11 protein-coding genes are annotated in these 13,488 nt (G+C 73.0%); 5 read left to right on the forward strand and 6 right to left on the reverse strand.

Annotation, left to right across the window (positions count from 1 at the left end; translation table 11 throughout):
- The first annotated feature begins 93 nt into the window (after nt 1-93).
- Complete coding sequence (locus C7S10_RS04805; RefSeq protein WP_108343188.1) at nt 94-1,179, forward strand: hypothetical protein; 1,086 nt, start codon at nt 94-96, stop codon at nt 1,177-1,179.
- Between the two features lie 168 nt (nt 1,180-1,347).
- Here the strand turns inward: C7S10_RS04805 and C7S10_RS04810 are convergent, their stop codons facing one another.
- The gene (locus tag C7S10_RS04810) at nt 1,348-2,196 is read right to left on the reverse strand and encodes a M56 family metallopeptidase (protein ID WP_108343189.1); all 849 of its coding nucleotides are present in this window, start codon (nt 2,194-2,196) and stop codon (nt 1,348-1,350) included.
- Nucleotides 2,197-2,205: 9 nt separating this feature from the next.
- Entirely contained in the window at nt 2,206-2,574 is a 369-nt protein-coding gene (locus tag C7S10_RS04815) for a BlaI/MecI/CopY family transcriptional regulator (RefSeq protein ID WP_108343190.1), read from the reverse strand.
- Nucleotides 2,575-2,665: 91 nt separating this feature from the next.
- Between C7S10_RS04815 and C7S10_RS04820 the strand changes: the two genes are divergently transcribed.
- Genes C7S10_RS04820 through cydD form a run of 3 tightly spaced genes read left to right on the forward strand, consistent with a single transcriptional unit; the run spans nt 2,666 to nt 8,318 of the window.
- The gene (locus C7S10_RS04820) at nt 2,666-4,105 is read left to right on the forward strand and encodes a cytochrome ubiquinol oxidase subunit I (protein ID WP_108343191.1); all 1,440 of its coding nucleotides are present in this window, start codon (nt 2,666-2,668) and stop codon (nt 4,103-4,105) included.
- A 17-nt stretch (nt 4,106-4,122) separates the two neighbouring features.
- Complete coding sequence (cydB, locus tag C7S10_RS04825; protein WP_108343192.1) at nt 4,123-5,136, forward strand: cytochrome d ubiquinol oxidase subunit II; 1,014 nt, start codon at nt 4,123-4,125, stop codon at nt 5,134-5,136.
- Entirely contained in the window at nt 5,133-8,318 is a 3,186-nt protein-coding gene (gene cydD / locus C7S10_RS04830) for a thiol reductant ABC exporter subunit CydD (RefSeq protein ID WP_108343193.1), read from the forward strand. The genes cydB and cydD overlap by 4 nt, the downstream gene beginning before the upstream one ends.
- A 114-nt stretch (nt 8,319-8,432) precedes the next feature.
- Here cydD and C7S10_RS04835 read toward each other — a convergent pair whose 3' ends face one another.
- Entirely contained in the window at nt 8,433-9,191 is a 759-nt protein-coding gene (locus tag C7S10_RS04835) for a 2-phosphosulfolactate phosphatase (protein WP_243395207.1), read from the reverse strand.
- 101 nt (nt 9,192-9,292) lie between these two features.
- On the opposite strand from C7S10_RS04835, the gene C7S10_RS04840 reads away from it, so the two are divergent.
- Nucleotides 9,293-10,297, forward strand: a complete 1,005-nt coding sequence (locus C7S10_RS04840; RefSeq protein ID WP_108343195.1) for a patatin-like phospholipase family protein — start codon at nt 9,293-9,295, stop codon at nt 10,295-10,297.
- 59 nt (nt 10,298-10,356) lie between these two features.
- On the opposite strand, the gene C7S10_RS04845 is transcribed toward C7S10_RS04840, so the two are convergent.
- From C7S10_RS04845 to C7S10_RS04855, 3 genes are all read right to left on the reverse strand, one after another.
- Nucleotides 10,357-10,824, reverse strand: a complete 468-nt coding sequence (locus C7S10_RS04845) for a hypothetical protein (RefSeq protein WP_133176427.1) — start codon at nt 10,822-10,824, stop codon at nt 10,357-10,359.
- Nucleotides 10,809-11,405 (reverse strand): hypothetical protein, encoded by a 597-nt coding sequence (locus C7S10_RS04850; RefSeq protein WP_108343197.1) that lies wholly within the window; start codon nt 11,403-11,405, stop codon nt 10,809-10,811. Before C7S10_RS04850 ends, C7S10_RS04845 begins: the two co-directional genes overlap by 16 nt.
- Nucleotides 11,406-11,535: 130 nt before the next feature.
- Nucleotides 11,536-13,479 (reverse strand): M13 family metallopeptidase, encoded by a 1,944-nt coding sequence (locus C7S10_RS04855; RefSeq protein WP_108343344.1) that lies wholly within the window; start codon nt 13,477-13,479, stop codon nt 11,536-11,538.
- Between the last annotated feature and the right edge of the window lie 9 nt (nt 13,480-13,488).

Here is a 13,488-nt window from a genome sequence, read left to right on the forward strand (position 1 = left end):
CTACCCCGACCATCCGGCTCGGCCCTTCCTCCCGATCCCGCAGCCTGTGGATGACGCGATGCGCGTACGCCGATGCGCGACCACGATGTCGGGATGGAACCCGTGCCCGAGCTGGTCGCCGGGGCGCCGCCTGCGCGGGGGATCGGTCCCCGGGAGGGTCTGGACGCCGGTCTCTTCTGGCCCCGCCGCGCCGGTGACGTCGGTGGGCCGACGGCATGGCAGGTCCGGTCGGCCCGGTGGCGTACGACCGGGTGGGGCCTGTCGGTGCCGGCCGAGGTCCCGCTCACGGCACGCCAGCGCGTCGTCGAGGCGTCGGCGCTGTGGCCCGGCGGCGTCGTCACGGGATGGGCGGCCCTAGCATGGCGGGGCGCCAGGTGGTTCGAGGGGCTGGCGCCCGACGGGTCGCTGCTGCCGGTCGACGTGCACATCGGCGTCGGGCGTGGCCCACGGCGGCAGCACCAGGCGAGGCCGACCCAGGAGAGCGTGCAGCCGTGGGCCGTCGAGCGGGACCACGGCTGTCGGGTGGCGTTGCCCGTCTGGGCGGTCGGCTTCGCGATGCGGCACGCCCCGTCGCTCGTCGAGGCGGTGCGGGTGATCGACATGGCGGCCTACGACGACCTCGTGTCCATCGACGAGGTGGCACGCTGCGCGGCTGCCGTGATGATGACGATGACCGGGGTCCCGCAGCTGCGCGAGGCGTTGCGGCTGGCGTCGGAGAACAGCTGGTCGCCGCAGGAGCCCGTCATGAGGTGCGCGTGGCACCTCGACGCCGGTCGGCCGATGCCGCTCGCGAACCGGCCCGTGTTCGACCGGAACGGACGCCACGTCGGCACGCCCGACCTGCTCGACGTGGAAGCCGGTGTCTACGGCCAGTACGACGGCGCCGCGGTGCACCTCGTGGGCGCCCAGCGCAGCACCGACATCCGTCAGGAGGCGGCCTACCGCGAGCTCGGTCTGGAGGGGGTCACCATGGTGGCCGGCGACCTGGCGGACACGACCGCCTTCGCCCGCCGGCTCGTCGAGGCGTACGCCCGTGCCGCTCGCCGGCCCGCGGCAGAGCGACGGTGGCTCGACGAGCTACCCGCGTGGTGGACGCCCACGGTCACGGTCGCGCAGCGACGCGCACTGGGGGAGGCCGAGCGTCGGCGGCTGCTGGGCTATCGCCGTACGGCTGCCTGACCAGGACGATGGTCGAGCTGGTGAGGTGGCCGGCCGTCCGGCCGGGGTAGTTAAGTGAGAGTTTGTCGGTTTTCGGGGTCGCAGCCGACAAACCCTCACTTAACTCCCCCCCCCCCCCGCCTCGCCGGACATCGGCTCGGGTGGCACAACCGGGGTGGGCCCGCGACCTCACGCCAGCCCGAGCAGCCACGGCGCGACGACGAACGCGGTGGGCAGCACCACGATCCCGACGGCGGCCAGCGAGACGAGGACCGCCTGGACCGGGCGCGGCGGCGCGGCGAGGAGGTCGATCCGGTCGACCAGCTCGGGGGCGGACCCCGCCGCGGAGAGTCCAGCTGACGGCGAGGGCGCACCGGCCAGCCCGACCAGCGCCCGGGCCAGCGGGGCCGAGCCCGTGTCGCGGGCGGCGGCCTTGTCGGCGAGCACCTCGACCAGGATCCGCACCTCGCGCAGCGCCGACGCCGACGACACCCACCGCGGGAACGCCCGGTGCAGCACCGAGAAGGCCTCGAGGACCAGGTCGTGCCGGGCCCGCAGGTGGGCCCGCTCGTGCGCGACGACGGCACTCAGCTCGTCGTCCGAGAGCCGGTCCAGCGCACCCTGGGACACCACGACGCGCGACGTACGCAACGACGGCACGCAGTAGGCCAGTGGTTGCTCGGTCGCGAGCACTGCGAGCCGCCCGCGCTGCTCGGTCACCAGGTCCAGCTGCTCACGGTGGTGGCGGCGCAGGGTCCGCAGCGACGTACCGACCCGGTGCCCCGCGATCCCCAGCCGCACCGCGACCACCGCCGTCACCACCAGCGCGAGCACCGACGGCGTGCTCCAGCCGTGCGACGTCGCCAGCGACAGCCCTGCCCCGAGCGCCGAGAGCACCGCCGCGAGGGCGACGCACTGCCAGAGCAGCATGGTGGCGAGGGGGGTACGCCGCAGCCAGCCCGCCCGCGCCAGCAGCGCCGGCACCGGTCCGGCCAGGGCGACGCCCAGCCCGGCGAGGACGAACGGGGTCGCGTCCATCGGTCCGGGTCAGGACCCCTCGAGCCGCGCGAGCGCGGCCCGCAGCGCGGCGACGTCGGCGTCCGAGGCGTCCTCGACGAAGGCGACCAGCGCCGACTGCCGGTCGTGGCTGCTGAAGTCGTCGAGGGTGTCGCTGAGGAGCTCGGCCACCATCTCGCTGCGGCTCGCGCGCGGGCGGTAGAGGTAGGCCCGGCCGTCCTTGCGCTGGACCACGTGCTGCTTGCGGGCCAGCCGCTCCATCACCGTCATCACGGTCGTGTAGGCGACCTCGCGCGACGGCGCCAGCGCCGCGTGCACCTCGCGGACGGTCAGCCACGCGTCGGCGTCGGCCTCCCACAGCACGTCGAGGACAGCACGTTCGAGATCTCCGTAGGGCACCCCCCAAGTGTACCTACGACGCTTTGCGTACTACAGTCGGTAGTAGGTACTACACAAGGTAGTAGTCAAGGTCGCAGATCGGAACCTGCCCATGGACGTCGTCGACATCGCGCGGATCCAGTTCGGCGTGATCACCGTCTACCACTTCCTCTTCGTGCCGCTGACGATCGGCGGCACCGCCCTGGTCGCACTCCTCGAGACGCTGTGGCTGCGCACGAAGAACCCCGACTACCTCCGGCTGACGAAGTTCTTCGCCAAGCTGCTGCTGATCAACTTCGCCATCGGCGTGGTGACCGGCATCGTGCAGGAGTTCCAGTTCGGGATGAACTGGTCGGACTACTCCCGCTTCGTCGGCGACGTCTTCGGCGCCCCGCTCGCGATCGAGGGGCTGCTCGCCTTCTTCCTCGAGTCGACCTTCCTCGGCCTGTGGATCTTCGGCTGGGACAAGCTGCCGCGCGGGCTGCACAACGCCTGCATGTGGATCGTCCACCTCGGCACCCTGGCCTCGAGCTGGTTCATCCTGGCCGCCAACTCGTGGATGCAGCACCCCGTCGGCTACCGCTTCAACCCCGAGTCGGGCCGCGCCGAGCTGACGGACTTCGCGGCCGTCATGTTCAACAAGGTCCAGCTCGTCACGTTCCCGCACGTCGTCCTGGCGGCGTACATGACCGCGGCGGCCGCCATGGCGGGCGTGAGCGTCTGGCTCTTCGTACGCCGCAGCGCGGACCGCGAGGTCTACCGCCGCTCACTGCGGCTGGGCGCGGCGATCACCCTGCTCGCCGGGCTCGGCGTCGCGATCACCGGCGACCTGCAGGGCAAGGTGATGACCGAGGTGCAGCCGATGAAGATGGCGGCCGCCGAGGGCCTCTACGAGACCGCGGACACCTGCGCCCCCTTCTCGGTCTTCACCGTCGGCACCCCCGACGGCAAGCACGAGAAGTTCGCGGTGACCGTGCCGTGCCTGCTGTCCTTCCTCGGCACCGGGACCTTCGACGGGAAGGTCGAGGGCATCAACGACCTGCGCGAGGAGTACCGCCAGACCTACGGCCAGGACCCGGGCGCGAGCTACTACACGCCCGGTGACTACACGCCGGTCATCCCGGTGACCTACTGGAGCTTCCGCTTCATGATCACGATGGGCTCGCTCGCCGCGGCCGGGTCCGCGCTGCTGCTCTGGGTGACCCGACGTGGCCGGGCGCCGGGCGCGAGGTGGCTGGGCACGCTCGGGATCGGGCTGCCGCTGCTGATGCTCGCCGGCAACTCGTTCGGCTGGATCTTCACCGAGATGGGCCGCCAGCCGTGGGCGGTGTTCGGCCTGATGACCACCGAGCGCGCGGTCTCCCCGGGCGTCTCGGTGGCCGAGGCGGCGACGTCGCTGGTCGTCCTCACCCTGCTCTACGCCGTGCTCGCCGTCATCGAGGTGCGCCTGCTCGGCACCGCCATCCGCAAGGGCCTCGCGCCGTTCGAGGAACCGCCGGACCCCGGCGACCCCGAGCACTCCGACGACGCGCCGCTCGCGTTCGCCTACTGACCACGAAGGAGACTGTCATGGAGCTCACCACCGTCTGGTTCGTCGCCATCGCCTTCTTCTGGGTCGGCTACTTCGCCCTCGAGGGCTTCGACTTCGGCGTCGGGATGCTGCTGCCCGTGCTCGCGAAGGACGAGACCGAGCGACGGGTGCTGATCAACACCATCGGGCCGGTCTGGGACGGCAACGAGGTCTGGCTGCTGGTCGCCGGCGGCATGACCTTCGCGGCCTTCCCGCACTGGTACGCCACGCTCTTCAGCGGCTTCTACCTCCCGCTGCTGCTGATCCTGGTCGCGCTGATCGTGCGCGGTGTCGCCTTCGAGTACCGCCACCAGCGTCACGACGCCCAGTGGGTCGCGCGCTGGGACGCCGCGATCACGTTCGGCTCGCTGCTCCCGGCCGTGCTGTGGGGTGTCGCCTTCGCCAACATCGCCGCGGGCGTGCCGATCGACGCCGACATGGAGTTCACCGGCAGCCTGCTGACGCTGCTCAACCCGTTCGGCCTCCTCGGCGGGCTGGTCACCCTCAGCCTCTTCGTCACCCACGGCGCGACCTTCATCGCCCTCAAGACGGAGGGCGACATCCGGCTGCGCGCACGGGCGCTGGCCTGGCGCAGCGGGATCGTTGCCGCGGTGCTCGCCGTCGTCTTCCTGGCGTGGCTGCAGGCCCGGACGGGCTCGCCGACGTCCGCCCTGGTGTTCGTCGTCGCGGCGCTGCTGCTCGTCGGCGGGGTCGCCGCGGCGTACGCCGGTCGCGAGGGCTGGTCGTTCGCCGGGACCTTCGGGGCGATCGCGCTGGCGGTGACCGGCATCTTCGTGGCGCTCTTCCCCGACGTGCTGCCGTCCTCGACCGACGTCGCGTTCAGCCTCACCACCACCAACGCGTCGGCGACCGACTACTCGCTGACGATCATGACGTGGGCCGCGGCCGTCTTCACGCCGCTGGTGATCGGCTACCAGGCCTGGACCTACTGGGTCTTCCGCAAGCGGATCGGGACCCACCACATCCCGACTCCCCAGCTGGCCTCCAAGTGAAGCCGCTCGACCCGGCGCTCCGGCCGCACCTCGCGCCGGCCCGCGGCGCGCTGGTCGTCGCGACGGCCGCCAGCATCGTGGGCGGGGTGCTCCTGATCGGGCAGGCCTTCGCGATCGCGGCCCTGGTGGTCGGCCTCGCGCGCGGGACGTCGGTGACGACCGCGGCCGTCGCGACGGTCGCAGTGTTCGCACTGCGCGGTCTCACCGGGGTCGTCGTCGACCTGGCGACCGCTCGGGCGGCGGGCAGCGTCTCGACGGCCCTGCGGGGACGCGTGCTGCGGGCGAGCCTGGGCTCGCAGCGGCGTACGGGCGAGGTCGCGGTCCTGCTCACGCGCGGGCTGGCCGCGACCGAGCCGTGGTTCACGCGCTACCTCCCGGCGCTGGTCGTCGCCGCCGTCGTCCCGCTGCTGACGGTCGCGACCATCGCCTGGCTCGACCCGTGGAGCGGGCTGGTCGTGGCCCTCACGGTGCCGCTCGTGCCGGTCTTCGCCGCCCTCGTGGGGATGGCGACGCGCGACCGGGCGGAGAAGCAGTGGCGCCTGCTCCAGTCGCTCTCGGGACACTTCCTCGACGTCGTGCGGGGGCTGCCGACCCTGGTCGCGCACCGTCGCGCGACCGCGCAGGTCGACACCATCCGCGCGGTCACCCACCGGCACCGGATCGCCTCGCTCGCGACCCTGCGCCTGGCGTTCGCGTCGTCGGTCGTGCTCGAGCTGCTCGCGACCTTGTCGGTCGCGCTGGTCGCGGTGTGCGTCGGGCTCCGGCTGGCCCACGGCTCGCTCGACTTCACGACCGCGCTCGTCGTGCTGCTGCTCGCCCCTGAGGCCTACTGGCCCGTGCGCCGCGTCGGGGCTGAGTTCCACGCGGCCGCCGAGGGGGCCGCGGCCTTCGCGTCGGCCGACGTCGCGGTCGCCCCGGTGCCCGTCGAGGCCCCGCGGCTCGACGAGGTCGGCGTCGTGCTCGACGACGTGACGCTCGGCTGGGGCGAGGCCCCCGTCGTGGCCGGGCTCAGCGCGCGCCTCGGGATCGGCCTGACCGCGATCGTCGGACCGTCGGGCTGCGGCAAGTCGACCCTGCTGGCCGCGATCGCCGGCGAGCTCACCCCGACCTCGGGGTCGGTGCGTGTGGCGGGGCTCTCGACCCCCGAGGAGTGGCGACCGTCCGTGGCGTGGTTGCCGCAGCGGCCCTGGCTGGCCGCCGGTTCGATCGCGTCCAACCTGCGCCACGGCGACCCCACCGCCACCGACGCCAGGCTCTGGCGCGCGCTCGAGCGGGTCGACCTCGCCCACGTCGTGCTGACCCTGCCCGACGGGCTCGACACGGAGCTCGGCGAGGACGGTGCCGGGCTGTCCGCGGGCGAACGCGCCCGCCTCGCGCTCGCCCGGGTGCTCGTCAGCGACCGGCCGGTCGTGCTGCTCGACGAACCCACGGCCCACCTCGACCCCGTCACCTCCGACGTGCTCGAGCGCATGGTCGGCGAGCTGGCCCGGTCGCGCACGGTCGTCGTGGTCGCGCACCGGCCGTCGCTGGTCGACCTGGCCGACGAGGTCGTCACGCTGTCACCGCTGCCCGTCGCGCCCTCGGCCCGCCCGGTCGTCGCGTCGGTCCCCGACCCGGTGGCGTGGGAGCCCTCGCGCCGGCGCGAGGTCGGTGCCGTCGCGCTGGGAGCACTTTCCGCCGCGGCCGGCGTCGCGCTGACCGCGACCGCCGGCTGGCTGATCACCCGCGCCTCGGCCCAGCCGCCGGTGCTGACCCTGATGGTCGCGATCGTCGGCGTGCGGGCCTTCGGCCTCGCGCGTCCGGTCCTGAGGTACGCCGAGCGCCTCCTCTCCCACGAGCAGGCCCTCGGCCGCCTGGCGGACCGGCGCGCCGACGTGTACGCCGCGCTCGTGCCGCTGGTCCCCGGTCGACTGGGCGCCGGCCGGCGCCGCGGCGACCTCCTCACCTCGCTGGTCGACGACGTCGACGCGCTGGTCGACGAGCGGGTGCGGGTGCGGGTGCCGTTGTGGGCCGCAGGCACGGTGTCCGCGCTGGCGCTGATCTTCGCCGGCCTCGTCGCGCCGGCGGCGGCGCTCGTCGTGGCCGTGCCCGTCCTCGTGACCGCGCTCGTCGCCCTCCTCGTCGCGCACCGCGCGGCCGGCGTGGAGCGGGCGTACGTCGAAGCGCGGGCCCTGCTCGGCGAGCGGGTCGAGGCCACCCTGACCGATGCCCGCCAGCTCGTGGCCTGGCAGCGCGACGATTCCGCAGTCGCCTCCGTCGTGACCGCGAGCGACGGCCTGGCCGGCCTCGGTCGGCGGGCGGCGTCCACCCCCGCCATAGGGCGCGCGCTGCTCCTCCTCGCCACCGGGTGCTCGGTCGCGCTGATGCCGTCGGTCGCCGGCGGGCTCGCGCCGGCCACCGCGGCCCTGCTGGTGCTGCTGCCGCTGGCGCTGCACGAGGTGCTCGCCCCGGTCGTCGACGCCGTCGTCGCCCGGGCCCGGTGCCGGGCGGCCACGGCGCGGATCGACGAGCTGCTCGCGCGGACGCCGGCCGTCGTCGACCCCCCGTCGCCGATGGGGTGGCCCTCGACGTACCCCACGATCGACGTGCCCGAGGCCTGTCTGCGTCTCGGCCCGGGCGAACGCGTCGGGCTCGTAGGTCCGTCGGGCTCGGGGAAGTCGACCATCGCGGCGCAGCTGGTCCGGTTCCTCGACGGCGAGGTCGCCTTCGACGGGGTGCCCGCCCGCTCGCTCGCGCTCGACGACATCCGCGCCCACGTCGCCCTGGTCGACGACGACCCCTACCTCTTCGCGACCTCGGTCGTGGAGAACGTCCGGCTCGCGCGGCCGTCCGCGACGGACTCCGAGGTGGCTGCCGCCCTCCGGGTCGCGGGCCTCGGGTCGTGGGAGCTGCACACCCTCGTCGGAGCCGGCCACCGCGAGGTGTCGGGCGGCGAGCGCGCACGACTCGGGCTCGCGCGCGCGGTGCTCGGCCGGCAGCCGGTGGTGGTGCTCGACGAGCCGACCGCCCATCTCGACGCGGCCACCGCGGCGGAGGTGACGCGCGACGTGCTGGCCGCGCTGGAGGGCCGCAGCATCGTGTGGATCACGCACGAGCAGGTCGGTCTGTCGTCGATGGACGGCGTGGTGCACCTCGGTGGCCGCGCCCAGGTTGGTAGGTCGCAACCAACCACCTCGATCTGAGGGGCTGCCGGGGCGCGGTAGGTATCTGGTGACCAACTCCGCCGGTCCGGCCCCCGAATCCGGGGGATCCGGTCCGGCCCCCGAATCCGGGGGATCCGGTTGGCAGGTGGATACCTAGCGGCCTCGGTCCACGAAGGCCTCGCCGACCAGCACCGGCACGACCCCGCTGACGTCGAGCCGCGCCGCCGCCTCCACGTCCTCCGCGAACCCGGCCGCGGCGAGCTCGACCCCACCCGCACACCCGGCCAGCGCGGCCGCGAGGTCGGCACGGACCGCGCGGAACGCCTGCTCGGCCACCCGTGCCTCCGGGCTCAGCCCGGTGACCCCGAGGTCGACGAGCCCGGCGAGCACCGCGCCGGCCCCCCACAGGTCCTCGACCGCCGGGCGCAGGGTGTCGTCGTCCCACCGCTCGCCGGCCGGCACGACCGCGCAGGACGCTCCCTCGCGCATGCGCGCAGCGACGTACGCCGAGACCGCGGACGCGTTGCGCAGGCTGCCGGCCACCACCTCCGAGCCGCCGTCGGCCAGCGCGAAGGAGATGGTCGAGCCGTTGGGCGAGGGCAGCACGATCCGGGTGATGCCCTCGACCTGCGCCATCGCGGCCGGCGACAGGCTGACGGTCCCGGCCTGCTCGCGCGCCTCGAGGCGACCGACGGCGAGGACGGCGTCGCGCTCCGCGGCGTACGACGCTGCCCGCTCGTCCCTCCACCGGAACGGCAGCACGGTGATGCCGCGCTCGACCGCGACGGACACGGTCGTGGTGAACGAGAGGACGTCGACCACGACGGTGACATCGGCGGCGACGGCTGCGGCGCCGGTCGGGCCCCACTCCATGCGGACGGCGTGGGACGACTGGTCGTGACCTGGCTTCACGGGCTCATGGTCGCAGCCGGGCGGTATCACGCGGTTCCTTTGCCTTCTCTTTACCTTCATGGGTCGCCGCAGGGCGGCCGTCCACCGGGGGGTGAGGGCGCATGGCGTTGAGTGATCTGGTGCTGGAGGGCGGCGGGGTGAAGGGCGCCGGGCTCGCCGGTGCGGTGCACGTGCTCGCGGGGCACTACGACTTCCACCGCGTCGCCGGCACGTCGGCCGGCGCGATCGTGGCCTCGCTCGTCGCGGCGGGACTCAGCGACGAGCTCGAGGCGCTGACCATCGACACCGATTTCACCGACTTCCTCGACGAGGGCGCGGCCGGCCGCTTCCTGGGGCCGCTGGGCAACGGCATCGACCTCCTCGCGCGCGAAGGGATCCACCGCGGCCGCACCCTGCACCGCTGGATCCGTGACACCCTGGCCCGCGCCGGCGTGGAGACCTGGGGCGACCTGCGCCTGCCCGGCGCGACGTCGCGGACACCGATCGAGCACCGCTACCGGCTGGTGGTGATCGTCTCCGACGTCTCCCGCGGCCGCATGCTGCGCCTGCCCTGGGACTATCAGCCGCTGCTCGGCATCTCGCCCGACGCGATGCCGGTCGCGGACGCCGTCCGGGCCTCCGCCTCGATCCCGTTCTTCTTCCGGCCGTGGCGGCTACCGGTCGACCCCGCGCTGACGGACGGCCGCCGCGAGATCGTCCTCACCGACGGCGGGATGCTCTCCAACTACCCGATCGACCTGTTCGACGACGAGCCCGGCCACCCGACGTTCGGGATCAAGCTGTCGGCCCGGCTGCCGCTGTGCGATCAGCGCTGGCACGACGCCGACGACCCGCTGTCGCTGGCCAAGGCGCTGGTCGCGACGATGACCAACGCACACGACCAGGTCCACGTCGACCGGCCCTCGGTCACCTCGCGCACCGTGTTCGTCGAGACCAGCGGCGTGCGCTCCACCGACTTCCGCCTCAGCTGCGCGGCCAAGCGCGGGCTCTTCGACAACGGCGTCGAGGCAGCCTCGCGGTTCCTGCGGACGTGGGACTTCGAGGAGTGGCGCCGGACCTACGCCGCCGCTGCCCTCCAGCAGCGGGCGCTGGCCGGCGCGGTGTAGCCGCTACCGGACAGTCGGGCTGCCTGGGAGGGTCATAGACCGCCGTACGGTCCGGTAGCTCACGCTCCGTCGATCGATTCGAGCCACATCGCATCCTGCTCGCGCTCGCTGAGCCACGTCTCGTTGTCCTCGTCCAGCGGGGCGAGCCGCCAGCGCCGGTCGGCCGGCGAGTCGGACCGCGAGCGAGCACGTACGGCGCGCAGCCGGTCGACCAGGCTGTCGAGCTCGCGGGCCTGCCGACCTGTGACACGGCAGACCTCCAACCCGGACTGACGCAGCGCCTCCTCCTTGGTGATGTCCCAGGACTGCCGGCCGGCGTCGCGGTGGTCGGCACCGTCGACCTCGATGACGGTCCCGGACTCCGGGTCGAGAAGATCGACCTCGCCGATGCGCACTCCGTCGGCGGTGAGCACGACCCGGTTGACCAGGAGTCGGGAGTAGCCCGCGTCCTCCTCGGCCGTGGTCCGCACCCGCACCTCGAGCGGTGACCGCACCCGGCCCCGGGCCCGGGTCAGGGCCCAGGCCACCACCGTGGACCGACGCGCGGAGGGATGGGACGACGCGTAGCACGCATCCGCTCCAGCGACGTGATCCGGGCGGCGAGGGCCGACTCCAGGGCAACCAGCGCCTCGCGTCGTCCGTGCTGGCGCATCTCGTCGAAGACCGCGCGTTCGGGCCGAGCCACCCGGGCGCCGTACCGCTGCCACACCTCCCACTCGGGACAACGCTCGAAGGACACGTTGACGGAGCTCGCGCGGCGCACCGCGCCCCGCGGGCCGACCACGACAGCCACGGGCAGCGGGGTCGTGCCGTCAGGCCCCAGTCCGTCGAACCAGGCCGCCCCGAGCAGCCGGCACGCCGCCCATCCGGTCACCACCCCGCCGCTCGGCAGCCGTGCCGCCACCTCGACGATCCGCTGCTCGACGAGCGCCCGGTCGGTCCCGGCGGGCACGTAGCGGCCGGTCGAGGTGCGCTCCCACTGACCGCCGCGGGCTCGTGCGGGGGTGAGGAGCATCGGTGGGTCGCTGGGGAAGACCTTGCTCCCGACCCGGGTCGGGTGCACGACGGCGACGCGCGGGGCGATCGGGTCCCAACGGTGCCTGGCCATCGCACCAGCGTGCCGGGATCTCCCTCAGCGCGCGCCGGCTCATCCACAGGCCGCCGCTACCGGACAGGCACGCTGGTCTCCAGCGGAAAAGTCAGCCGTACGGTCCGGTAGCGCGGCGCCACCGCCTGACTCACCAGATGCGCACGCGCTCCGCGGGGTCGATCCACAGGGCGTCGTCGGCGGAGGTCTCGAACGCCTCGTGGAACTCGTCGAGGTTGCGCACGATGTTGGCGCGGAACTCCGGCGGCGAGTGCGGGTCGATGGTCAGGAACTGCAGGTCCTGCTCCTTGCGACGCTTGGTGCGCCAGCAGTAGGCCCAGTTCATGAACAGCGACCGGCGGTCCTCGACGGAGGCCTCGCCACCCTCGGCGATCACGAACGCCTTGTGGCCGATGGTCAGGCCGCCCAGGTCGCCGATGTTCTCGCCGACGGTGAGCTCGCCGTTGACCTTCTCGCCGGGCAGGTTGCGCGGCTCGAAGCCGTCGTACTGCTCGATCAGGGCCTTGGTCTTGACCTCGAAGGCGGACTTGTCGTCGGCCGTCCACCAGTCGTTGAGGTTGCCCGCGCCGTCGTACTGCGCGCCCTGGTCGTCGAAGCCGTGGCCGATCTCGTGGCCGATGACGGCGCCGATGCCGCCGTAGTTCTCGGCCGCGAGCGCGTCGGGGCTGAAGAACGGCTTCTGCAGGATCCCGGCCGGGAAGCAGATCTCGTTGGTGCCGGGGTTGTAGTAGGCGTTGACGGTCTGCGGCAGCATGAACCACTCGTCGCGGTCGACCGGGGAGCCGATCTTGCGCAGCTCGCGGTCGGTCTCGAACGCCGACGCGGCGGCGACGTTGCCCATCAGGTCGCCGGGGGTCACGACCAGGTCGGAGTAGTCGCGGAACCTGTCGGGGTAGCCGATCTTGGGCCGGAACGTGTCGAGCTTGTCGTAGGCCCGCTGCTTGGTCTCCTCGCCCATCCAGTCCAGCGCCTCGATCGAGACACGGTAGGCCTTGAGCAGGTTGGCGACCAGGTCGTCCATCATCGCCTTGGACTCCGGCGGGAAGTGCCGGGCGACGTACTCGCGACCGACGGCCTCGCCGAGCGCGCCCTCGACGAGGGAGACGCCGCGCTTCCAGCGCTCGCGCAGCTCGGGGGTGCCGTTGAGGGTGCGGCCGTAGAAGTCGAAGTTGGTCTCGACGAAGTCGCCGGGGAGGTACGCCGCGGCGCTGCGCAGCACGTGCGTGAGCAGCCACGACTTCCACGCCTCGAGCGGCACCTCGTCCAGGACGGTGGACAGGTGCGCGAGGTAGGACGGCTGGCGGACGCAGGACTCGGCGATCGTCTGGTCGTTGCCACCGAGGTTGGTGATGTAGGCGTCCCAGTCGAAGGAGGGCGCGAGCGCCTTCAGCTCCTCGAGGGTGGTGAGGTTGTAGGTCTTCTGGACGTCGCGGGTCTCCGCGCGCTCCCAGTGCCCGGCCGCCAGCTTCGTGTCGATGTCGAGGACCGTCGCGGCCGCGTCGGCGGCGTCCGGCACGTCGGCCAGCTCGAGCAGGCGGGTGAGGTAGGCGACGTACTTCTCCCGCACCTCCGCGAACTTCTCGTCGCGGTAGTAGCTCTCGTCGGGCAGGCCGAGGCCGCCCTGCGTGATGTGGAAGAGGTAGCGGTCGGAGTTGCGGTCGTCGGTGTCGACGTACGACCCGAACAGGCCCGCCCCGCCGATGCGCTCGAACTCGCCGAGGAACGCGGCCAGGTCGCGGACGTCGCGCAGGCCGGCGACGGCGGCGATCAGCGGCTGGATCGGGCGGGTGCCCAGCTTCTCGATCTTCTCCTCGTCCATGAAGGAGGCGAAGAGGTCGCCGATCTTGCGGCCCTCGTCATCCAGCTCGGCGGCGGGGGTGTTGGCGATCGAGGTGATGATGTCGCGCACCTGCGACTCGGCGACGTCGGCGAGCTGCACGAAGGGGCCCCAGCTCGAGCGGTCGCTGGGGATCTCGGTCTCGTCGAGCCAGCGGCCGTTGACGTGGCCGAAGAGGTCGTCCTGCGGACGGATGTCGGGGTTCATGCCCGGGCGGGCGTCATCGAGGATGCTCACGGGTCCGAC

Source organism: Nocardioides currus (assembly GCF_003057875.1).
Lineage (GTDB): Bacteria > Actinomycetota > Actinomycetes > Propionibacteriales > Nocardioidaceae > Nocardioides > Nocardioides currus.

Coding starts and splice junctions, on each gene's coding strand:
- C7S10_RS04805 (WP_108343188.1), top strand. CDS start 94: ATGGAACCCGTGCCCGAGCTGGTCGCCGGGGCGCCGCCTGCGCGGGGG.
- C7S10_RS04810 (WP_108343189.1), bottom strand. CDS start 2,196: ATGGACGCGACCCCGTTCGTCCTCGCCGGGCTGGGCGTCGCCCTGGCC.
- C7S10_RS04820 (WP_108343191.1), top strand. CDS start 2,666: ATGGACGTCGTCGACATCGCGCGGATCCAGTTCGGCGTGATCACCGTC.
- cydB (WP_108343192.1), top strand. CDS start 4,123: ATGGAGCTCACCACCGTCTGGTTCGTCGCCATCGCCTTCTTCTGGGTC.
- C7S10_RS04840 (WP_108343195.1), top strand. CDS start 9,293: ATGGCGTTGAGTGATCTGGTGCTGGAGGGCGGCGGGGTGAAGGGCGCC.
- C7S10_RS04850 (WP_108343197.1), bottom strand. CDS start 11,405: ATGGCCAGGCACCGTTGGGACCCGATCGCCCCGCGCGTCGCCGTCGTG.